General features: G+C 66.4%; 18 protein-coding genes and 1 pseudogene. 9 read left to right on the forward strand and 10 right to left on the reverse strand.

Annotation, left to right across the window (positions count from 1 at the left end):
* Window positions 1-19 precede the first annotated feature (19 nt).
* The 4 genes from ACLQ28_RS28985 to ACLQ28_RS29000 all read right to left on the reverse strand — a co-directional run bounded on the left by ACLQ28_RS28985 (window position 20) and on the right by ACLQ28_RS29000 (window position 2,939).
* On the reverse strand, window positions 20-886 hold the full coding sequence (locus tag ACLQ28_RS28985; RefSeq protein ID WP_425689428.1) for a protein phosphatase 2C domain-containing protein: 867 nt from the start codon (window positions 884-886) through the stop codon (window positions 20-22).
* Complete coding sequence (locus ACLQ28_RS28990) at window positions 835-1,635, reverse strand: hypothetical protein (protein WP_425689429.1); 801 nt, start codon at window positions 1,633-1,635, stop codon at window positions 835-837. Before ACLQ28_RS28990 ends, ACLQ28_RS28985 begins: the two co-directional genes overlap by 52 nt.
* 214 nt (window positions 1,636-1,849) lie before the next feature.
* Window positions 1,850-2,587 carry a TauD/TfdA family dioxygenase gene (locus ACLQ28_RS28995; RefSeq protein ID WP_425689430.1) on the reverse strand — a complete coding sequence of 246 codons (738 nt, stop codon included), beginning with the start codon at window positions 2,585-2,587 and terminating at the stop codon, window positions 1,850-1,852.
* A gap of 19 nt (window positions 2,588-2,606) precedes the next feature.
* A complete protein-coding gene (locus tag ACLQ28_RS29000) occupies window positions 2,607-2,939 on the reverse strand; it encodes a hypothetical protein (RefSeq protein ID WP_425689431.1) in 333 nt (110 codons plus the stop codon).
* A 410-nt stretch (window positions 2,940-3,349) separates the two neighbouring features.
* On the opposite strand from ACLQ28_RS29000, the gene ACLQ28_RS29005 reads away from it, so the two are divergent.
* The 6 genes and pseudogenes from ACLQ28_RS29005 to ACLQ28_RS29030 all read left to right on the forward strand — a co-directional run bounded on the left by ACLQ28_RS29005 (window position 3,350) and on the right by ACLQ28_RS29030 (window position 7,526).
* Window positions 3,350-3,727 (forward strand): hypothetical protein, encoded by a 378-nt coding sequence (locus tag ACLQ28_RS29005; protein WP_425689432.1) that lies wholly within the window; start codon window positions 3,350-3,352, stop codon window positions 3,725-3,727.
* 183 nt (window positions 3,728-3,910) lie between these two features.
* Window positions 3,911-4,057 (forward strand): hypothetical protein, encoded by a 147-nt coding sequence (locus ACLQ28_RS29010; protein WP_425689433.1) that lies wholly within the window; start codon window positions 3,911-3,913, stop codon window positions 4,055-4,057.
* A gap of 15 nt (window positions 4,058-4,072) precedes the next feature.
* Complete coding sequence (locus ACLQ28_RS29015; RefSeq protein WP_425689434.1) at window positions 4,073-4,528, forward strand: hypothetical protein; 456 nt, start codon at window positions 4,073-4,075, stop codon at window positions 4,526-4,528.
* Window positions 4,529-4,756: 228 nt separating this feature from the next.
* Entirely contained in the window at window positions 4,757-6,073 is a 1,317-nt protein-coding gene (locus ACLQ28_RS29020) for a hypothetical protein (protein WP_425689435.1), read from the forward strand.
* A 383-nt stretch (window positions 6,074-6,456) separates the two neighbouring features.
* The gene (locus ACLQ28_RS29025; protein WP_425689436.1) at window positions 6,457-7,338 is read left to right on the forward strand and encodes a helix-turn-helix domain-containing protein; all 882 of its coding nucleotides are present in this window, start codon (window positions 6,457-6,459) and stop codon (window positions 7,336-7,338) included.
* A pseudogene (locus ACLQ28_RS29030) lies at window positions 7,331-7,526 on the forward strand (DUF397 domain-containing protein). The gene ACLQ28_RS29025 and the pseudogene ACLQ28_RS29030 overlap by 8 nt, the downstream one beginning before the upstream one ends.
* A gap of 250 nt (window positions 7,527-7,776) precedes the next feature.
* Here the strand turns inward: ACLQ28_RS29030 and ACLQ28_RS29035 are convergent.
* The 6 genes from ACLQ28_RS29035 to ACLQ28_RS29060 form a co-directional block, all read right to left on the reverse strand.
* Window positions 7,777-8,448, reverse strand: a complete 672-nt coding sequence (locus ACLQ28_RS29035) for a DUF6308 family protein (RefSeq protein WP_425689437.1) — start codon at window positions 8,446-8,448, stop codon at window positions 7,777-7,779.
* A 41-nt stretch (window positions 8,449-8,489) separates the two neighbouring features.
* Complete coding sequence (locus ACLQ28_RS29040) at window positions 8,490-9,629, reverse strand: hypothetical protein (protein ID WP_425689438.1); 1,140 nt, start codon at window positions 9,627-9,629, stop codon at window positions 8,490-8,492.
* Between the two features lie 114 nt (window positions 9,630-9,743).
* The gene (locus ACLQ28_RS29045; protein ID WP_425689439.1) at window positions 9,744-12,953 is read right to left on the reverse strand and encodes a type I restriction endonuclease subunit R; all 3,210 of its coding nucleotides are present in this window, start codon (window positions 12,951-12,953) and stop codon (window positions 9,744-9,746) included.
* Entirely contained in the window at window positions 12,950-14,176 is a 1,227-nt protein-coding gene (locus ACLQ28_RS29050) for a restriction endonuclease subunit S (protein WP_425689440.1), read from the reverse strand. Before ACLQ28_RS29050 ends, ACLQ28_RS29045 begins: the two co-directional genes overlap by 4 nt.
* Complete coding sequence (locus ACLQ28_RS29055) at window positions 14,169-15,782, reverse strand: type I restriction-modification system subunit M (RefSeq protein ID WP_425689441.1); 1,614 nt, start codon at window positions 15,780-15,782, stop codon at window positions 14,169-14,171. Before ACLQ28_RS29055 ends, ACLQ28_RS29050 begins: the two co-directional genes overlap by 8 nt.
* 28 nt (window positions 15,783-15,810) lie before the next feature.
* Entirely contained in the window at window positions 15,811-17,955 is a 2,145-nt protein-coding gene (locus tag ACLQ28_RS29060; RefSeq protein WP_425689442.1) for a hypothetical protein, read from the reverse strand.
* A gap of 213 nt (window positions 17,956-18,168) precedes the next feature.
* Between ACLQ28_RS29060 and ACLQ28_RS29065 the strand changes: the two genes are divergently transcribed.
* From ACLQ28_RS29065 to ACLQ28_RS29075, 3 genes are all read left to right on the forward strand, one after another.
* Window positions 18,169-18,723, forward strand: a complete 555-nt coding sequence (locus tag ACLQ28_RS29065; RefSeq protein ID WP_425689443.1) for a DUF4352 domain-containing protein — start codon at window positions 18,169-18,171, stop codon at window positions 18,721-18,723.
* A 96-nt stretch (window positions 18,724-18,819) separates the two neighbouring features.
* Entirely contained in the window at window positions 18,820-20,580 is a 1,761-nt protein-coding gene (locus ACLQ28_RS29070) for a DUF6119 family protein (protein WP_425689444.1), read from the forward strand.
* 72 nt (window positions 20,581-20,652) lie between these two features.
* Entirely contained in the window at window positions 20,653-21,258 is a 606-nt protein-coding gene (locus ACLQ28_RS29075; RefSeq protein WP_425689445.1) for a hypothetical protein, read from the forward strand.
* Window positions 21,259-21,314 lie beyond the last annotated feature (56 nt).

Raw genomic sequence — 21,314 nt, forward strand, 5'->3', positions numbered from 1 at the left:
TCCTTCCGTCGGCGCGAGGTCAGTTCGTGGTTAGCAGGAGTGCGGCGATGTCATCCGCCCGCTTGAACCGACCGCCGCCACTGCCGGGTTTGCTTTCTGCATCCCTGATCAGCTTCTCCAGGTAATGCAGCCCTCGATCGCGCGCATCGGCGATCACCTTAGTCCACGAGGAATAGAGCCCGTAATCGGTGACCAGCCGGGCGAAGCCGTCCGTGCACAGCAGTATGCAGTCGGTGCCCGTCCATTCGGCGCGAAGGGTGTGCGGGCGAAGCCGGCGTTCCGGGTGTCCGGAGAAGACCGATTCGACATCACCTGACGTCATCGTGTGCAGCCGGCGTTGGTGCATCGCTGCGACGACCCGGTCCGCCTCGCCCTCATTCGTCGCTACCGCTGCGGCTTCGCGACGATCGAAATAGCCGGTGGACAGGACCACCGACCGCGCGCCCTCGACGACGGCGGTCGCATCGCCGATGCGGGCGAGGTCGTAGCCGGTGCCCTGGTCGACGCAGACCGCTATCGAGCAGGCCGGCGGCACCCTGCTCGCGGGGAATGACAGGGCCGCCTGCTCGCGGGCCACGTCCGCGGCAATTGACGTCAGCAGCGCTCCGGCCGATGCTCGATAGTCGTTGGCGCCGGCTCGAGCCAACCGCTCCCCGATCATGTCGACAAGCCATTGCACGTCACTGTCTGCGGGCAGTGCGGTGTCGTCGTACAGGTCGGTGGCGCCGTCGATAACCCAGGCGAGGGTGCCGCGGTGGCCGACACGGTCCTCGTTCGCCCGCGTGCCCCCGGCGGAGGTGATCGCTTCTCCTACCTTCATGGCTGGTCCAATTCTCATAACATCCACGAGGCTGGCACGAACATTCCCGCCCCGATCATGGCGCACCCGATGACGACCGCTGCGGCCACCCGGCGAACACGGCTGTTGTTGACAAGGGAAAACGTACCGAAAACGACGCCGATCGCGCCGGACGCCACGAGCATGAGCCGGATGCCCTCTACGCCGCTGCTCTGGCTGGCGATGTTGCTGGCGGTGGCGATGAATGCCACCACGGCTGCCAGCAGACCCAGGAGTTGCAGTTGTTGGCCCTTGAACTCGGTCAACTCTGTGCGGAAGCGGGCGTGGGTCTGGGCCCACCGGGCACGCTCCTGCATCAAATCGATCCGAATACGGCTCGACTGGTACTGGGTGACTCGGCGCAGGTGGTCCCGGGAGGCGCGCGGCTCAAGCTCGATCGCCTGCCCAACGGCAGCCCGGGCCGCCTCGAACTCCCCCCGCAGCGCCAGCACCCGACCCTTCGTCTCGAAATAGTGTGCAATGCGACCCTGGGTCAAAGTGATTGCCCGGTCCACGTGCCGCTCCACCTCGTCGAGGTTACGTGCGGGGCCGGGCTCCTCCAGCCGTTCAAGGTATTCGATCCAGAACGCCGCCAACTGGTGGACCACGGCAGCCACGTCAGGCATCGAGGCGACTGCCTGGCGGGAGTATTCAACAGAACTGCGGAGCGAGGCGAGGTCACCCTTGGCCCGGGCCACGATCGCGCGAAAGGTGTGGAAATAGGGCTCGGCTCCAAACTCGTCCTCGCAATCTCGGACGACCGAGCCGTACTCGGCGTGGCGTTCCTCGCGTCGCAATCGCAGCAGGAGCGCGTAGAGTGCCGCGAACCGGGACCGGGTCCGAACGGCGTGATCGTCGAGGATGGCTCGAAGTAGCGGCTCGGGATCTGAGTACGCCTCGATGACGGCTCGGACCGCCTGCGGAAAGGCCGCGTCGGTCGGCGGCGGCACTCTCGACAGCGCGGCGACGAGTTGGGCGCGGCTCTGCGGTGACGACTGTGTCGGGCGTGGTCTAGGAACTCGCAATCGAAAACCCCCGGTTCAACCAGGCATACGGATGGTCGCTATCGACGCTCGCCAGGAACCGGACCAAACGCCGATCGCCGATGAAGGCCCGTCGCCCGTGCAAGAAGCGATGATTGTGTACGAGGTAGCCGTCGCCCGCCCCCAGGTGCAGGGATCGGGTCGTCTCAGAGATCAGGCGACGTAGTTCGGTCACGAGATCCGTACGCCCGTCGCTGCTGTCCGGACGGGCGATCCGGTCATCGCGGTAGCGGATGCGAGCGTTGTCGGGGGTGAACTCGACAACAGGTGGGCCGGGTTGACCGGTCGTCGTCTTCAGCCGCAGATTGGCGATCGCGGCCTCGTCGGCCCGACGGCCGACGAGCGTCAGCACCCGGGCACCGTCCACCAGGGTTGCGCTTCCCCCGGCCCTAGCCGGGGCGAGCATCAGCGTGGCGAGCACACTCGGTGGCTGCGCGTGCAGGCTGCGATCGGTGTGCGGCAACAGGGGCAGATCGGTGAAGCCGGCTTCGTTGTCGCCATCGTTGGTGCGGATGCGGGGTGCGATGACGGTCAGTCCGTCTGCGACCTGGTGAGGATGGTCGACCGGGACCGTCCAGCGGTCAAGTAGCGCCCTGATTTCGGCAACTGACCCCTGCCGAATCAGGACGACGCCGGCGCGGGCGAGGGTGGCAGGCAGCAGGTCCGGTGCCACTTCGACCTCGCGTTCCGCCTCCACCAACAGCATTCGCCCCGCCTACCCGCGGTCAGTCCTCAGGCTCGTCCAGTTCGACGGCCGCCGGAAGCTGCGACCGGTCGGGGGGCCGCACCGGCGCGGGAGTGGGCAACGCCCCCAGACCGGCTCCGTCCAGCGCGGTGTGCAACGTTCTGACCAACTCCTTGAGCACGTCTTCCCGGGCCTGGTTGTAGGCGAGCTGTGCGGCCGCACCGGCGGCGGCACCGGCGCGCTCGTAGCCGCCCCAGGTGTCCAGCCACTCGTAGGACCCGTCGACTCGACGCATGCGGGCGACCCAATAGATGGAACCCTGCTTGCGAACCGTCCAGTAACTGCCATCGGCCGTGTAGTTCCGGTACGCCATGCCGACCAACATATCGACTGAGCCCACAGGTCACCTCAGCCGTACGTCCACTTCGGACCGCTCACCTAACGCTCGCAAGCTGGGGCAAGCAACTTGCTGCAGCACCTCGCCGTCCATTGCTCAAGATCGTTCCGCGGTTCGCCGGTTTCGCTTCTGGGAATTTCGCGCGGATGAGCGGTGCCAGGGGACGGGCTCCGGGTTAGTCGACAGTTTCCCGCCATCAGCAGAAGCCTTTGAGCCGGATAGCCGACAGGGTGATTCTTCGACTGCCGATGATCTGCTTCCGGCGGCTCTGAATCAGACGACTCGCGCAAACGGAGAGTGTCATGTTCATCGTGGCCACACAGGATCCGAACACGCGTGGGCAATCTGAAGGATCTGAATCGGGTGCGGATGCCTGGGGTGCACTTTTGCCCATCGACGCCGGCCTGACGCAGGCCGAGGCGGATCGGCAGTTGGCCACCTACCTGGCCGGGGTGCAGGCGGGCGAGCCGCTGTGCATCCGCGCACACGGCAACGACGAGGAGAGCGGTGACGCCGAGGCCTGCGCCAAGGACTGGGGCTGGATCTACAAAAATCTGGCCCGAATGCTGGCCACCCACCTGACCGCCACCCCGAGCGTCGTCCTGATCCGGTCGTGCGCCGAGGAAGTGACCAACTTCCTACCCAGATGGCGGTCCGCCTGGAGTCGAACTGGCCGGGCGCGAACCACCTCGACGGGGCCGTCATCTACGGCTACAGCACATCTGTCAACATCAGCACACCCGTCCCCTCGCCGCAGCAGCTGACCAAGAACGTCCAGGTCCAGCCGGTCATCGTCTCGTTGTGACCCGCCGCCGCGCCTAGCAATTCGTCCCGTACACCGACTCTTCTCTGCATTCCTCCCCCCAACTCGTCGACGACGTGCTCCGGTACGCCACGGCACACGCCAAGAAGCGCGAGGCCTACTGGCACCAAAGACGTTGACGCCGGTGGACGTCGGCAAGGGCGGGATGCGGACCAGCCCGGCACAGGTGCTGCATGAGCTGGGGGTGGCCACCGCCCTGTTGACCGCATCCCCGCTGTCGCAGGTGGCTCGGCACTGGGCCGCCGTCCGCTACTGCGCCACGCTGACCTAAAGCGGTGGGCTTCTTGTGCTGACGCCGGATGCCAACGAGGTCGCCCAACACCACAAGGTGACCCAATCCGAGCAGTTGGGCATCGGCCTGGCCCTCGTCGTCGCCAAGAATCTGCTGCGCCGGCAGTATCGGGGCTGGACGCTCCACGCGGTCGACGTAGAGGTGGCGTTGAAGGCCGGCTTCGTGGACGGCATCGGCGCGGTGGAGTCGGTCTCGCGCTCCAAGCTGCGGCCGGACTACCTCCTGCTCGGCCACCACGCCACGAAGACCCGCAGGCGAATGAGGATCGTGATCCTGGAGTGCAAGGGCACTCACCAGTCGCCGAGCTTCATCCACGGGCAACTCGCCCGAGCCGCCGTGCAGGTGGAGGCGCTGTCGGTGGGCGGAAGCCACCCGCTGTCGCTGATGGTCGCCTCGCACCTTCACCCACGCCGGGACAACCGCCTACGTGCTCGACCCGCCCGGCGATGACGAGTTGTGGTCCGGCGATGACGGCGAACTGGACGACCTGTTGAGCACCCGCCCCGAGGACCAGTTCTGGCGACCGCGCACAGCCACCCCTAACGCCGAAACGGCGCCAGTCACCGCATAGCGAATTGCGGCGACATTCTGGGCAATGGTTACGTACGCCGACCTGAGGCTGTTGTTGGCGTCGCTACCACCGCTTATGGTGATGTGCAGTCTCAGGAGGGACAGAATGTGACCGCTGATGGCAAAGCCGCTGTGCCGGTATGGACACTCGCCACGGACGCCGTGAGCGTGCCGGACGTGCTGGGTGATGAGGGCATCACACCGGCTCGACTCGCAGAGCTGAGGACAGTCCTGGCCACGCTGGCGGATGCCCCGATCGCCACGCTGGAAGCGCATCCGATCTCGACCAAGCGCGACCGGAGCGGCGGAACTCCACTGCATGCGGCCAGTCCGCTCGCTCAGCAGTTGTCACAGCTCGTGACGCAGACCGCGAAGTCAGCGCCTCCGACGCTGAACGTCGCCGCTACCGGCGACGTGCTCTACCGGATGGTGGTGCCGGCGAAGGTCGCCGCGCAGGTCGGTAAGGGACTTGTCCGGCCCATGGCCGCGAAGGCGGCCGCGGGAGCTGTTCGCGGCCCGCTGGTCAACTCGGCTGGCCGCATCGTCGCTGGCGCCACCTTTCATCCCGTGTGTAGCAGGGCCGCTGTCGCGGGTGCCGCAACCGGTTCGGCCACCACGGCCGGTATAGCAGTGGCGAGCGCGGGCATGTTGACAGTGGCCGCGCCGCTGGTGCTGATGGCCGTCGCGGTCGGCGTCAGCGCCCACGCCGATCACCAACGCCAGAAGGCAATCGAGCGGATCAACGACCTGCTGGAGCAGTTGCACGAGAACAGTCTGGAGACCGAACGCAGCGAGTTGGACGGTTGTCGTGACGCGATTGACAAGGCGACGTCGATTCTCCTCGACCAGGGCCGGGTCGGCCTGTCGTTGGGGCTGGACTCCTCGTCGTACGCGATCAGCACGGCGATCGAACGAGCGAAGCGTCGGCTCGTCAAATGGCATGATGCGTTGGCTGCGCTGCCCGACGGTCCGGTGGAGGTCGGCGCCCTGACGACTGCCTTCCCCGGCATCAACGAGGAGGGCGGTGTATTCCGCGCACACCTGGAGCTCGCGCGACTCGCCATTGCTCTCAAGCGTCGAGTGATGGTGCTGCAAGCAGTTGAACACGCTCAGCTGGCGGGGACGAGCAATCCGTTCAAGAGCTTCGTCGGAACGTTGCAGGACGACGAACGCCGCGTCGACGAGTTGGAATCAGGCATCAACGGAGTCCTACTGCGGCTGTCGACTCTTGAGTTGAAGCGTAACGGCGGCTTCAGAAGCATCATGTTCACCCAGGGCGAGGTCGACGACCTACTCAAGTCTACATATCGCCTTCGCGCCTTCGGCGATGATCTCAACCTGGTAAGTCACCAAGCTGACGTCGCGATCGAGATCGAGCGAAGCAGCGACGGATCGCTCGTGGTGTTCCCCGGAGTCGCCGCCTGAGGGATGTTGTCCCCGCTGACCACTCCACAGCCGCCCACCGGCCCGGCACGGGACACGTGCCGGGCCGGCACGCGCGGACCATCAGGCGGCTCGTCGTGGTGCGGCATCACCCTCGCGTACGGGTCGCGCCCATCCCGATGATGGTCTCCAACGACGTCCGGCCGAGCAGACCTCCCGTTACACCATTGCACCGACAGCAGGCCGATCAGACGCGCGTATTGATGGCGCGTTCATGGCCCATGTCGGGGGTGTCTTGTATGGCCAGAGACGCAATTGATCTGTGTGATAGCCGCCCAGGGAATTGATACCCGGGGGCAACAGCAGCGCGTTTAACCGATGGCGTCCGGATGCAACAAAATGCAACACGGAGAGGGCGGGAGCCGATGGCCGACGACATGGGATCGACAGTGCCGCGACGGCAACTCGGGCGGGCGCTGCGCGAGCTACGCACCGAGACGCGGATGACGCTGGACGGCGCGGCCGAGGCGACGCAGTGGAGCCGGCAGAAGATGTGGCGGATCGAAACCGGCCTCGGCCCGGTCCGTACACTCGACGTCAAGGCCATGTGCGAGCTGTACGCGGCGACGCCCGACCTGGCCGGCGCCCTCACCGCCCTGGCCGCCGAGACCAAGGCCAAGGGCTGGTGGCACTCGTACGGCGACGCCGTCCCCGGCTGGTTCGAGCTGTACGTCGGCCTGGAATCGGCCGCGTCCTTCATCCGACGCTTCGATGAAGCGCTGATTCCCGGACTGCTCCAAACGCGCGCCTATGCCTTGGCGATCTACCTACATCGTCACGCGGTGACGGAGGAGGAACGCCAGCGTTTGGTCGAGGCACGACTGCAACGGCAGGCTCTTCTCCATCGGCGACTGCCTCGGGCACCCAAACTCAAGGTAATCCTGGCTGAGGCGGCGCTGCTCCGTAGGGTTAGCGACGCAGCAACCATGGCCGGCCAGCTTCGTCATCTACTGGAGATCGGGAAGATGCCCAATGTCGCGGTCCGAGTGCTCCCGCTGACCGCTGGGACCCACCGAGGCGCGGAGGCGGGGACCTTCGTCATCCTCGACTTCCCGACCGGCAAACGGACCATCCCCGAGCCCCCAGTCGTCTACTGCGAGTCGCGGACCGGAGCCCTTTACCTGGACCGACCCGAAGAGTATGCAGCCTACGAGCAGGTGTGGGCGAGCCTCGATGACTTGACCCTTGATGAGGCACAATCGAGGCGGCTCATCGATAAGATCATTGGGGAGGTCCACCATGGCTGATTTGGCTGACGCCGAGTGGCGCAAGAGCACCCGCAGTGGCTAGCAACGGAGGCGATTGCGTGGAGGTCGCCGACAACCTGCCCGGTGTCGTCGCGGTGCGTGACAGCAAGGACCCGGCCGGACCGGCCCTCACCTTCTCACCCGCCGCCTGGTCCGTTTTCGTTCACGTGCACAAGTCCATCCGCTGAGCGGTAGCCGTGCCCGGCACACCCGGTGCTCCTGCCGGGCGCGCTGGGCGTCTGGGCTCAGTTACTCGTCGTCATCTGTTGCGGATTCGCGCTCCCGGATCCGCGAGAGAACAGCGGCATTATGTCATCATGAATCTAAAATCCGGCAGCATTACTGAAAGCTGGCGAATCTTCGTTGAAGGCTACCCAAAGAGGTTGACCGCACCTTCAGGCAAGTGGCCCTCTTCACACATAAGCTGCACGATACGGTTTAATGCTGCAGCGGGAGGTCCGTTTCAGCTCTCCTCGGTATCGTCATGCCAGGGCACTTCATGCGCTGGTGTTGAGGCTGGTGACGCATCCAGAGCACGATGTCGAGTACTCGGATGTCGGACACCAGAGTTGGGATACCGGCCTCGGCGCGAAGTCTCCGCAGCCGGTGAGTCAGGCTGAAGCCGTCGGCCCGGAGCTGGTCGTACAACCAGAGCCAAAATCCACGGCGGCCGCGCAGGGCACAGGCCACGACATTGTCATAGACCGGGATGAGCCTCGGTCGTTTGCGGGCGAGAAGCTTCCCCGCGATGGTCTTGTTCACGCCATGACAGCCCATAAGGAGGTGCCACGCACGGTCTGCCGGTCCGTTGTCGTCGATGTGCCGCTTTGCCTTCTCATCGCTCAGGTCCACAGCGATCGGTATCTCGCGTAGCTCATCACTGATCTGCTGACCGAGCTCGCCCTGCAGGAGTTCGAGCGCGACCATGGGCGGGACGCGCACGCTTAACATCTCGACAGCGATCAAGTCCTCGGCGGTCACGACGTCACGAAACATGCCTTTGGGGTCGCCGCCCAGTGCCTCAAACTGACTGCCGGTGAACAAGCAGGATTGCGGGCCGGTAGCGAAGTACCGCCGCAGATCGTCGAGCGACCGCTCGTCATCGAGCACAGCAATGATGTCGGACAGTCCAAGCCATCCAGATGGCATTGCTACCTGCCCGAGGCGACGCGACGGCGGATCTCCTTGAGCTTGACAACGTCACCCGCTACCGCATCCTGCGCCTGCCAGAAGTCGAACCCGTCAGTCGCCTTGCGGGTATCGGTGATGTCCCGGCCATGAATCGCGATCTTCACCGCCTCCCCCGCGCGGGAGGGTGAGTTGTAAACGTCTTCCCGATAGTGGACCCGACCATCCGCCAACAGCTCCGCTGTGTGTTGCTCACCGAGGTAGCGGCCAAAGAGCGTAGTCCCCGGCCGCAGCCGCCCAGCTGCAAGAAGATCCACGAGCTTCAGCCTCCGCTCGTTCGGCGTCACCGGTGATCCTCGTTTCGAGCTTCTGGTCGGGGGCGACTGATACGCCGCCGGCGGCGGGGCCGGCTCGGGCGCCAACCGCTGCACGGGAGGCTTGTACGCCTGCGGTGGAGAGGGCGGCGCTTGGGCCTGCGCGGCTACAGCCATCGACGTCGGGAAGTCGAAGGTGGCCCGCGCCCGGACAAGGCTCTGGCGGATTTCCTCGCGGCTCAGCCTCGGCATTCGGCTGTCAAGCAGGTCAACCAGTCCGGGCGCGGGATCCGATCCGGCGAACAGATCCGTCAGTTTGGCGTGGACCTGCCGGTCAACGAAGTAGCTCTTCCACAGTTGCTCGATCCGGTTGTCCCCCATGTTTTCCTTGCTGAGCAGGCACAGCAACTCGAGCGCGGCATCGATGTCGTTCTCCAGCCGCACCGAACGGAAAAGCTTGTCCTCGATCGGCACTGGGGCGTGAGCGTTGTAGACCCGCCACTCTGCACCGTTGGTCAGGGCGACCCACTCCACGCCAGCCATCGTCGCGTAGCCGATGGTCTGATTGGCCCAGCGCGGATCGTCGAGGTTCTCCCCCAACCCTTTCGCCTCGATGAACAGCCGCGGGGTGCGCAGCAGCAGCAAGGCGTAGTCGACCGGATTCTCGTGACCACTCCGCTTGTATTCACGGTGCACTTCGTCGGTGTCGAAGAGATCCCAGCCAAGTGCCCGGATCACCGGGTCGATTAGAGCGGCCTTGGTGTTCTGCTCGTTGAGCCGCTGGCCAGGTTGGCGGTAGCGCTGTTGCCGTTCCACGCACTGCTCGACGACGGCACGCAGGTCACTCATCGGCGACCGCCTTGAACGCGAGCCAATCTGCACGGGACCACAAGGCCGTAACGGGCGCTGATCGAGGACGCGATGGCATGAAGGGTGCCCTCTCGACGGTGTTGGAGAGATCGGTCAGCTTAGCGCGTCGGGTGACCACTCCTCGGCGAAGGTTTCGGTCTGCAGGAGCACACGCCGGATGGCTTCCTCGGCAGCGTCCGGGGGGTAGCCGTGCACGGCGAGTAGACGCTTGATGGTGGACCGGAGCTTGGCGCGTACGTCGTCGCGGGAGGTCCAGTCGATGGTGATGGACCGGCGGACGGACTTGACCAAGTCGCGAGCGATGGCGGCGAGTTGCCCGTCCCCCATTGCCGCGACGGCCGACTCGTTCTCTGCGACCGCGTCGTAGAAGGCCAACTCGTCGTCGGTGAGCGCGGGGCTGAACTGCTGACCCCGCTCGGCCTCGGCGCTCACTTCCTTCGCCATCGCTACCAGCTGCGCAATGATCTCGGCCGAGGTCAGGTTCTGGTTGGTGTAGCGGCGCATCAGCTCCAGAAGCCGTGCGGAGAAGGCCTCCTGCCGCACGACGTTGTGCCTGGTCACCTTACGCATCGTCATTTCGATGGCTCGACGGAGGGCCTCGATTGCCAGATTGGGCGTCTTTGAGGCCCGCAGTCGCTCCAGGTACGCCTCGTCCAGATGAGACAGGTCCGGGCGGTCGATGCCGGCGGCGGCGTAGATGTCGGTGACCCCGCCCGCCTCGATGACGCCGGCAGTCAGCTGCCGCAGGTACAGCGCCACCTCCGCCGGGATAGGCAGCCCTCGCGAGCGGCGGTCCTCCACGTCGAACTTGGCCATCCAGACACGTACGGCCTGAAAGAACGCGATGTCGTCACGGAGGTCGTTGATGTCGCCGCTGCTGGAGCAGAGTGCATAGAGCCGGTCGAGGGTGGCAGCGGCACGCCGGAAGCGCTCTGCGAGATTCGGCTCGCCCGGCTCCGGCTGGTTCTCCGGCAGGCTCGGGTCGCGCAGGTAATCGATGGTGCCGAAGGCGGCGTTCATGAAGGCGTTCTTTGCGCCGGACTCCAGCACACCCCGCCAGTCGTAACCGGCGAGGATCGTCTCGCAGAGGACGCCGTGCAGGTCCCGCAGCTTGGCCACCGCCTCGTCGGTGTCCCGGCCGACGGGCTTGGCGTCCTGGTCGCTCTTGGTGTATTCGGCGAGCGCCTCGTGCAGGCTCTGGGTGATCGGGGCGTACCCGACGAGCAGACCGTCCTCCTTGCCACGGAAGGTCCGGTTGACCCGGGCGAGCGCCTGCATCAACGCCGCGCCGCGCATCGGCTTGTCGAGGTAGAGCGTATGCAACGACGGAGAGTCGAACCCCGTGAGGAGCATCGACTGGACGATGATGAGTTCCAGCTCGTCGTCGGGGTTCTTCGCCCGCGCCCGGATTACCTTCGTCTGTGACGGCCGTCGGACATGCTTGCGGATGTGCGGCTCGTCGTCCGGTCCACCGGTATAGATGACCTTGATCTTGCCGAGGTCATCGGCGTCCGAATGCCAACCGTCCGGCAGTAGCGCGATCATCTCGTCGTAGAGACGGGCACAGATGTCCCGGGTGGCGCAGACGATCATCGCCTTGCCAGGCCCACCGATGTACTTGCGCATCTGCTCGGAGCGGGTCTGCCAGTGCGCGACCAGGTCGGCGGCGAGGGCTTCCACCCGGTCGGGGGCACCGTAGACGGCGTTCATCACCGCGACGCTGCGCTGGAGGCGGGCCTTCTCGGCGTCGTCCAGCCCGGCGGTCACAGTGTCGGCTCGCTCGTCGATGGTCTCCGGGTCGATATCGGCGGGCAGGTCGACCGGGATGAGCCGGCTCTCGTGGTAGACCCGGACGGTGGCACCGTCGTCCACAGAGCGGGTCAGGTCGTAGATGTCGATGTAGTTGCCGAAAACCGCCTGGGTGTCCCGGTCAACGTGGGAGATCGGCGTGCCGGTGAAGGCGATGAGCGTCGCGTGCGGCAGGGCGTCACGGAGGTGCCGCGCGTAACCGTCAAGGCTGTCGTAGTGGCTGCGGTGAGCCTCGTCGACGATCACGATGACGTTGCGCCGGTCCGACAACAGCGGGTGGTGGCGGCCCGCTTCGCGCTCTTCCCGCGTACGCCCGAACTTCTGCAGGGTGGTGAAGATGACCCCACCGGTGCGGCGGTTGGTCAGCTCGGTGCGGAGGCCCTCCCGGGTGGCCGCCTGCACCGGCCGCTCCGGCAGCAGCTCGCTCGCGGCGAAGGCCTCCAGGAGCTGCTCGTCCAGGTCGGTGCGGTCGGTGATGACGACGATGGTCGGGTTGCCAAGGCTGGGGTGGGTTGCGACCTGGTGGGCGTAGAACTCCATCTCCATCGACTTGCCGGAGCCCTGGGTGTGCCACACGACGCCGGCTTTGCCGTCGCTGCGGGTCGCCTCGATCGTCTTACGGACGGCCTTCTCCACCGCGAAATACTGGTGGGGCTTGGCGATCCGCTTGATTGCGCCGCCTCCGCCGTCGGCGAAGGCGATGTAGCCGCGGAGCAGTTCCAGGAACCGGCGCGGTGTGAACAGGCCATAGAGGGCCAGGTTCAGCGCCACGTCGTCGTCGTGCTTCGGGGGTTGCGGCACCGGCTCGCCGGTGTCGTCGACGTTCCAGGGGGCGAAATGCTCGAAGGGGGTGAAGGCGGTGCCGTAGCGAGCGGTAATTCCGTCGGAGACCAGGCAGACCACGTTTGCCCGGAAGGCCAGTGGCAACTCCTCGACGTAGGTGCCGACCTGCCGGTGGGCACCCCTCAGATCGGCGTAGGCGTCGCCTGCCTTCTTCAACTCAATCAGCCCGACCGGCAGCCCGTTCAGGTAGCAGACGACGTCGAAGCGGCGCTTGTGATCGCCCTCGGTCACGGTCACCTGGTTGGCGGCCAGGTAGTCGTTCGCTGCCTCGTCCCGGAAGTCGACGAGCCGCACGATCGGGTTGTGCTCGGCACCGTGCTGGTCGGTGTAGACCACGGACCGCAGGCCCTTGACCATCAGCTCGTGCAAGCGCCGGTTTTCGGTGACGGCATCCCGCGACTGGGCGGTGAGCACCTGAGCGACTGCCTCGTCGACCTGCGCCGGAGGAAGCTGCAGGTTGAGCCGGGCGACTGCGTCGCGCAGCCGGCCCCGCAAGATCACCTCTGCCCACGACTCACGCTCCCCCGTCCCGGGCGCGACCGACGATCCGGGTATGTACTCCCAGCTCACCTCGGCCAACGCCTCCAACGCGAGCGCCTCCCACTGCGCCTCCGTCATGTCTTGCAACTGCGAGGATCTGTTCGCGCTCATAACGCGTCCTCCGCAACCCTCTCCGCACTCCGCACGCTAATCGCGCCCGACATCAACCCCGGCAACAAGGAATCGCGCAGTTGCGATAGCTGACGACTTTCCTCAGAGCGGGCGTTCGAACTGTCCACGAGAGACTGGGAGATGCCCGTCCAGTTCCGTCTGGCCGCCTGCTCGGGCCATGGCAACTTGTATGAGAGAACTGCGTCTCGCGGTAGCGCCAAGACAGTAGTTCCCGTTGCGTAGGTCATGGCGCGGTCGCGGAAGAGCGGATCCCGGAACGCACCGTAGAGCCAGAGCCTTTCGTCCTCCAACCCGACACCCGGCCGGATCACAAATACGTGGTGTGTGAATAGGGCCTTGTCCGCGTTGATCAATGCCAGTGCCGGCTGACCCAGAATATCTCTTCGCTGGGTAAGGTCGGTGTTCGCCATCATTAGGTCGCCGCGGTTGACCCAATGACGATCCTTCGACTCTCCGTCATAGAATTTCAGAGCAGAGACTTTGAATCGGCCATCTGAACCGAAATTGCCGAGATTAACAAGCGGTGCACCTCCGCCGAGACCTTCCCCCTTATACGATAAGCCCTTATCAACTACTGCCACGTCCGATACCCGCACGAAGTCCTGGGCACCGAGTGCCAACTTCGTCCATAGCGCCTGGATGAGCCCATGAGAGCTTTGGACAATTTGATCATTGACTGCGATCTTGTCGTCCAACGCCCCGAGCACTTCGACGATTGCCCGCTGAGAAGACGGAGACGGAAGAGAAATTTGAAGAGACCGGATATCTGCAAGATTGATGTAATCAGCCATGTCCGTCTGACTCTTCCGCGATCCGGCCTGAGACCAGAAGAAGTCGCTCTTAAACCAGTAGTACAGGTAGCGAGCGCTCAGTGGCGAACCGGGGTGAACACGGAAGTAACAGAGTTGGGGGCTGTAAACAAATTCCGGGGACCCTTCGGGAATAGTGGCGACTCGACCAACGGTACCCTTTGTGGTCAAGACAACGTCGCCGGCCTGTGAAACCTTTGCGCCCATCGCTCGCCGGTAGGCATCGCTGACATAGTCCTCCGAGGCGGGCGATATTGTCCCGTCAAGAACTTCCGCGACGCGAAGGATCGGCAGCCCGGGCTGCCCGTGCTCTGACCGCTTCGTGCGGTAGCCATCGCCTAGCTCCAAATGGCCGGCGGCAACAAGTGCACCAAGGGTCGTCGACTCAGACATCGAGGCGCTCCAACTGCGCGCGGACGAGACGCTCGATGCGGCCGGACTCGTCGAAATGAGCAGCGAGCTCCTTCTTCAACCGCTCAATCTTGTCGGCGATTGGCTCATCGTCGGACGTGTCAACCTCCGCCGCCCCCACGTAGCGTCCCGGGGTGAGCACGTGGTCGTGCTCACGGATCTCGTCGAGCGTCGCCGAGTAGCAGAAGCCGGGCTCGTCCTCGTACTTCCGGTCCTCAACTCGGGAGGAGGCGGTGCCGCGCCAGGCATGGTATATGCCGGCGACCTTGGCGATGTCGTCGTCGGTCAGGATACGCTCGGTGCGGTCGACCATCGTGCCCATGTTGCGGGCATCGATGAAGAGCACCTCCCCGCGCCGGTCGGTCAGCTTCTTCGCTCCCTGCGGCCCCTTGTCCTTGGCGAAGAACCACAGGCAGACCGGGATCGCCGTGGTGCGGAAGAGCTGCGGCGGCAGCGCCACCATGCAGGCGACCAAGTCCGCCTCGACCATCGCCGCCCGGATCTCGCCCTCGCCGGACTGCTTCGACGACATCGAGCCGTTCGCGAGAACGACACCGGCGGTGCCGCGCTCGGCGAGCTTCGAGACGATGTGTTGCAGCCACGCGAAGTTGGCGTTGCCGGCCGGTGGCAGGCCATAGCGCCAGCGCGGGTCCTGGGCGCTGCGGGCCCAGTCCGACATGTTGAACGGCGGGTTGGCGAGGATGAAGTCGGCGCGCAGGTCAGGGTGTTTGTCGGCGTGGAAGGTGTCCTCCCAGCGCGGGCTGAGGTTGCCGGAGATGCCATGGATAGCGAGGTTCATCTTCGCCAGCCGCCAGGTGCGCTCGTTCAGCTCCTGGCCGTAGACGGCGATGTCGTCGCGCCGGCCCCGGTGGTTGAGCACGAACTTCTCCGCCTGCACGAACATGCCACCGGAGCCGCAGCAGGGGTCGTAGACCCGTCCCGAGTACGGCTCCAGCATCTTGACCAGGAGCCCCACGACGCTGCGCGGGGTGTAGAACTCGCCGCCACGCTTGCCCTCGGCGCGGGCAAACTTCTCCAGGAAGTACTCGTAGACCTCCCCGAGCACGTCCCGAGCCGGGCGATCTCCGTGACCGGTGAAGCGGGCGTCGGTGATCAGGTCGACCAGCTCGCTGAGACGCCGCTGGTCGACGTTGTCCCGGTTGAAGATCTTCGGCAGCACGCCGAGCAGGGAGTGGTTGGCCTTCATGATGACGTCCATGGCGTGGTCGAGCAGCAGCCCGATCTCGCCGCCCTTGGCCCGCTCCGCCAGGTACGTCCAGCGCGCCTCCTCCGGCACCCAGAAGACGCCTTGGCCGGCGTACTCGTCGGCGTCGTCGAGGAAGGCGTCGACCCGGTCCTCAGGGATGCCCTGGTCGAGCACCTCCTGCCTGATCTGCTCGCGCCGTTCCTCGAACGAGTCGGAGACGTACTTGAGGAAGACCAGCCCCAGGACGAAATCCTTGTACTGCGCGGCATCCATCGAGCCCCGGAGCTTGTCGGCGGCCTTCCAGAGTGTGTCGCGCAGGTCGGCCATGGTCGGCATGCCGGGCAGTGCGTTCTGCCCGGCAGCCCTCTTCCTGGGGGGCATGCTGCTCCTTGCGTTCGTTGCGGTGCGGTCAGTCTTGCTCTTCGGTGCGGGGCGGTCCAGTCAGTGGCAGCCCCTCCGCGATGGTCAGGGTGCCGTCGGTGAGCCCGGCCACAGCGCGGCGGTGGAGGTCGTCAAGCAGATCGAGTTCACGGCGGGCTAGGTTACGACGCACCTCCGACGCGGCGAGCAGCGCATCGAGGCGGGCGACGTCGGCCGGTGCCAGCAGGGGGAGCTGCAGGTCGGTGAGCCGGGACGAGGGCCGTATCGCGCCGGGTGCCCGTCGCTGCGGCGTGGCGTTGATCAGCGCGGTGAGCACCCGCGGCGTGAACCCGGATCGCCCGTCGGGCAGGATCCGCACCACCCGGGTCGGGAACTCGACAACGGAGAAGCCCTCCTCGTCGTGATGGGCCCGCAGCGTAGGCGTCAGGCTGACGATCACGTCCCCCGGCTCTGTCGGGCGCGCCCTCGGGTAGCGCTCGGCGAAGACCACACGGTCGATCAGCCGGGAGCCGATCGGCGCTCGCCCGACCACCTCGTCCGGACCGATCACTGGATGGTGGCCGTCCGTCAGCGCGTCTTCCCTGGCGACCCGCACGCCGGAGACGATCTGCAGGTGCCCGCTGCGGACCAGGGCGCTGATCGACCGGGTGACGGGTGGCTCCCGTTCGTCGCGCGCGGCCAGGCGGCTGCGCAGGCGTGGCCGTGGCCCCGCGAGGTCGTCGAGCGCGACCTCCATCTCGGTGACCTCGGCGACCGTCACCCGACCGTCGCGTACGGCGTCCCGCGCACGGGCTGGCCGCCGGGCCGTGAGGGGGCGTCGGGGCGCAGTGAGATCGGCGATGTTCACCTGGCTGGCGTACGCCCGGAGGTGCTCCTCGGGACGGTGCCCGTTCCGCCGCCAGGTCACGATGTCGACGATGAGCTCGTCCACGACACGTTCCGTCAACGCGCGGTCGGCGACATCAGCGAGGAGCACCCGCCCCTGCCACGGTGACGGATCCTCCCTCCGAAGCACCCAGAGCGCGGTCCGGTAGCCGGGCCGAAAGGATGCAAGGCCGCCGGGAAGCTGCACGACTGCCTCGACCCGACCGGTGCTCAGCAGTTCATTACGGGAGCGGGCCGCCGTCCGATAGGGCGGCAGTGCGTCCACCAGCAGCTCCGCCGGCCCGAGCACCACGGCGGTCTGGCCCGGGGCGAGCCCACGGGCGACCTCGTTTATCTCGGCGAACGGGTCTGTGTCGGTGCGCGATTCGGACGGCCGGTACGGCACGTGCACGAGCACGACATCGGCGGGCCAGCTGCCCGTGGCCGGGCCCGGCGCGATTTCCACCTGCCAGCTGCCGCGTGACAGGCCCTGCACCGCCAGCCGACGACGCAGGATGCGGACCAGGAACGGGTCGGAGTCGGCCGCGTGGATCGCCACGGGCTCGTGATCGCCGAGCTCATGCCGCACCGCCATCAGCAGATCACCAGCACCAGCCCGATAGTCGGCCACCTGAAGGTACCCCTGCTCGTCGGCGCGTTCCCGGGCACCGGAAAGGCTGGCCATCAATCGGGCTAGCTGCGGCGTGACCGCTTCCTCGTAGAGCGCCTGCACGCCGAACCGCTGTCGGGCGGCGAGCACACGCTCGTACGCCTGGGCGCAACCCCAGGCGGCCTCGATCAGCTCGTCGACGACCTCAGCGAGCCAGGCGGCGTCCGACGGCAGGGTGTCAATTTCGCTGCGCAGCAGCTCGTCGTCCCAGTCGGCCTCGGCCGCTCGTTCGCGGAGGGCGTCGATCACCTGCCGGTCCGTGTAGCCGGCGGGGCGCAGCGGCTCGTCATCGAGGTGGTGCAGGCAGATGAGCGCGGTCATCGTGCCCACCAACTCCTGCGGTCGCAGATTGCGACGACGGCCGACACCTGTCGAGACGCCGGCCTGCAGTGGCAGGCAGGCGAGCAGGTGGAGCCGAAGGTCGGGCTCGATGGTGGAGCGGACCGCTCGATTGGTCTCCACCAACCACTCGACGACGTCGCGTGCTTTAAAGAGCGGGCGCCCCGCCTCGACCTGAGCGGGGGCCGGAAAGGATGGGTGGCGGCGGCGCCAGGTCGTGACGACCGGACGGCGCACACCGGCCAGGGCCGCAACCTCAGGCAGCGAGATCAGGTCGGTGAGCAGGGTGTTCACGGCCATCGTCTCCCTCCCGGAACGCCTTCTGCGGTCGCGTCGACAGTAGACGCCTGCCGGCGCTCGGTCCAGCTGCATCTCTGGTAACCCGGGTTATCAGTGCTTCGATGGGTTTGTGCTCGCACTGACGCGTTCGTAGCTGTTTTGATTCAGCGGCATCACCGAGCCGGCGGCACGAAGCCGCGGCATCCCCCTTTTCGTAACGACAGGAGTACCCCCATGCGCAAGATGGCCACCTTCGCTCTGCTCGCCACCGCTGTCGTCGCCCTCGGCTGCGGCGCTGGCTCGACCGACAATGCGAGCAACTCCAGCAACGACGCGGGCGGCGCCAGTGACAACGCGGGCGGCGCCAAGAGCGAGGAGAAGCCGGCCAAGACCGCCAAGATCGGTCAGCCGGCCCGGGACGGGAAGTTCGAGTTCACGGTGAAGTCGTCCAAGTGCGGCGTCGCCAAGATCGGCACCGACGTGGTCGGCGCGAAGGCGCAGGGCCAGTTCTGCCTGGTCACCGTCAATGTCAAGAACATCGGCAAGGAAGCGCAGATGTTCGACGGCAGCAGCCAGAAGGCGTACGCGGCCGACGGCACCGAATACTCCGCCGACTCCGGCGCGGCGATCTACGCCAACAAGAACGCCGAGACGTTCCTCAACGACATCAACCCCGGCAACCAGGTCAACGGCGTCGTGATCTTCGACATCCCGAAGAACGTCAAGCTCACCAAGCTCGAGCTGCACGACTCGATGTTCTCCGGCGGCGTCACCGTCGCCCTGAGCTGACCCCTCGCGCCGAGGGCGGGACCCGCGAAGCCCGCCCTCGGCGCACCCCTCCCCCCGCACCACCGCCACCCCGATTCTCAACGCGAGGAGATCGACGTGCGCCGTGCGAGCCAGCCGACCACGACCAGACCGACCAACCGCCGTGTCGTCCGCAAGGACGTCACCCGTCCGCCCTACGAAACGCCCACCCTCTTCGACCTCGACCTGCCCGAACGGCCGGAGGGCACCTACCTGACGTCGGTCTACCAGCTTGAGCGGGTGGCGCCGACCGTCGATGGTCTGCACGACGCGGTGAACCACCGCTACGTGCGACAGCACAGCTTCACGGTCGAGGAGCGCTTGGTGGCCGGCGCGCCGGCGCTGCTGGTGCACGGGACGGTGCCGCGCCAGCGGGCCGACTGGTGCGACGTGCTCGCCTCGCTGACCGGGGAGACGACCGACCTCGGGTTCAGCAGTGGCGGTGCCGCGCTGCTCGTCGCGGTCGACGACCACGTCTACGCGCTCGCCTACGGCACCGTCGGCCGTCACATGGTCGATCTGGACCTGGCCAACTCGGGCTTCGGGATCGGCTTCGCGGTGCGCTCGCTCGCTCCCGACGAGATCAAGCAGGTACGCCGGAGGGTGTTCGGCACCACCGGCCGGGTCGACCGCAACATGGTCCCGGGCGGTCAGCACATTCGGATGTACGGCATCGACAAGTGGGGCGAGATCGTCGGCCAGGTCTGCGGGCGGACGTTCAACAAGAACCTGACCGTCTGCCGGTCCACGGGCAAGGCCACCCCGGTCGAGGGCAGCGATAGCCTGCGTATCCACCTCGGTGTCGAACCCGCGAGCCTGCTCGCTGACCTGCGGGAGATCAACCGGGTCTGCAAGCAGGAAGCACCCTTCGCTGACCTGGAGTTCATCACCCAGATCCGACCGGTGCCCGCCCGGGACCCACGGCTGTCGAAGGTGGAGGAGCAACTGGACCGCCTGCTCGCGTCACCGGATCCTGCGGACGTCGGGTTGGCCGTACCGGGCCGGGTCTTCAGCGAAATCGAGCGGGTCAAGTCGTACAAGCTTCGGGTGCAGAAGTCCGGCCTCCGCCCGGTGCGCCTGGCGGAACTCACGCTGGCAGACGTGCTCGCGAAGACCGAGGGCGTTCCGGACGGCGAACGGTGGACGTCGCTCTGCGGCGGGCGCGTCACCCTCTACGCGGACGCGGCCGGCGAGGAGGAGATCGGCTCCACTGCCGCGTCGCAGTGGATCACCGCGCAACTCGCACATGGTGAGAGTCAACTCCTGCTACATGAGGGCGGCTGGTACGAGATCGGCGACCGGCACCGCGAGTTCCTCCGCGACGAGATCGAGCAGATCCTGGCCGGACCAGCCAGCTTCGCACTCCCTCCCTGGACCACCGATCTGACGGACGAGGCGAAGTACAACGTCCACGCCGCGGAGGTCTGCGGTCTTACCCTGCTTGACCGGCAGCTGCTACGGACGAACCAGCACCCCCGCCGTATCGAGGCCTGCGACCTGCTCGGGCCCGGCGACGAGCTGATCCACGTCAAGCGCGCCAAGGGCAGCTCGGCGTTGAGCCACCTGTTCGCTCAGGGCGAGGTGTCAGTCGACGCACTGCGGTACGAGGCTGACGCCCGCACCGCACTGGTCGAGATGGTCAAGCGGCAGCCGTCTGGGCGGGTCATCGATCCGGGCTTCCGACCCCGCAAGGTCATCTACGCGATCGCGCTCGGCTCCGGCAAGCCGCTCACCGTGGACTCGCTCTTCACCTTCGCCCAGGTCGCGCTTTACCGGGCGATGAAGTCCCTGCGCAACGAGGGCGTCGAGGTCGAGGTCGTCGGCATCCCGTCGGCCTGATCCGTCCACGACATCAGCTCCACAGCATCCCCGGACCAGCTATCCCCACCGCCGCTCGAACAGGAGAAAACCGTGACCGAGTCCCAGCACGAGCCGGACCCGCAGACCGAGCCGTCGGCTCAACCCCAAACCGTGGGCATCACCAGCACGCAGCCCGTCACCCGGCCGAAGTCCCCTCTCCGGTGGATCGTCGCCGGCGCTGTCCTGGTGCTGCTGCTCTGCTTCAGCGGCTGCGGCGTGCTGCTGGCCACGACAAACGGCGGGGAGCAGCCCGATCAGGGCAATGCAGCCCCCACCGCGTCCCGCCCTAGCGCGTCCACCCCCACCAGTGCCGCAGCGCCGACCACCGCGCCCGCAACGACGGCGCCGGCTGCTCCGGCCTACGACACCCCGACGAAGGGCGACTTCAAGCTCGCGGTCAAGACCCTGCGGAAGCAGTGCTTTGGCAGCGCTGGTTGCAACATCACCTACCGGATCGACGTCACCTACAACGGCGACGGCCTCGACCCGTCCGGCACCTACGAGGTGACGTACGAGGTCAGGGGCGCCGAGGACCCCATCATCAACACCTTCGAGGTGACCGGTGACTCCGCCTCCGTCCAGCAGGAGGAGACGGCCAGCACGAAGCGCTCCGGCGACAAGTTGACCGCCGTCGTGACCGACGTGTCGGAGCTGTGAGAACTCAATGAGCGTGTCCCCATCACAAGACGTCAGGAGGCGTCGTGCGTCCCGAT

The organism is Micromonospora sp. DT201 (assembly GCF_049841575.1).
Taxonomy (GTDB): domain Bacteria; phylum Actinomycetota; class Actinomycetes; order Mycobacteriales; family Micromonosporaceae; genus Micromonospora.

Coding starts and splice junctions, on each gene's coding strand:
- ACLQ28_RS28995 (WP_425689430.1), bottom strand. CDS start 2,587: ATGCTGTTGGTGGAGGCGGAACGCGAGGTCGAAGTGGCACCGGACCTG.
- ACLQ28_RS29000 (WP_425689431.1), bottom strand. CDS start 2,939: ATGGCGTACCGGAACTACACGGCCGATGGCAGTTACTGGACGGTTCGC.
- ACLQ28_RS29025 (WP_425689436.1), top strand. CDS start 6,457: ATGGCCGACGACATGGGATCGACAGTGCCGCGACGGCAACTCGGGCGG.
- ACLQ28_RS29040 (WP_425689438.1), bottom strand. CDS start 9,629: ATGAGTGACCTGCGTGCCGTCGTCGAGCAGTGCGTGGAACGGCAACAG.
- ACLQ28_RS29045 (WP_425689439.1), bottom strand. CDS start 12,953: ATGAGCGCGAACAGATCCTCGCAGTTGCAAGACATGACGGAGGCGCAG.
- ACLQ28_RS29050 (WP_425689440.1), bottom strand. CDS start 14,176: ATGTCTGAGTCGACGACCCTTGGTGCACTTGTTGCCGCCGGCCATTTG.
- ACLQ28_RS29055 (WP_425689441.1), bottom strand. CDS start 15,782: ATGCCCCCCAGGAAGAGGGCTGCCGGGCAGAACGCACTGCCCGGCATG.
- ACLQ28_RS29060 (WP_425689442.1), bottom strand. CDS start 17,955: ATGGCCGTGAACACCCTGCTCACCGACCTGATCTCGCTGCCTGAGGTT.
- ACLQ28_RS29065 (WP_425689443.1), top strand. CDS start 18,169: ATGCGCAAGATGGCCACCTTCGCTCTGCTCGCCACCGCTGTCGTCGCC.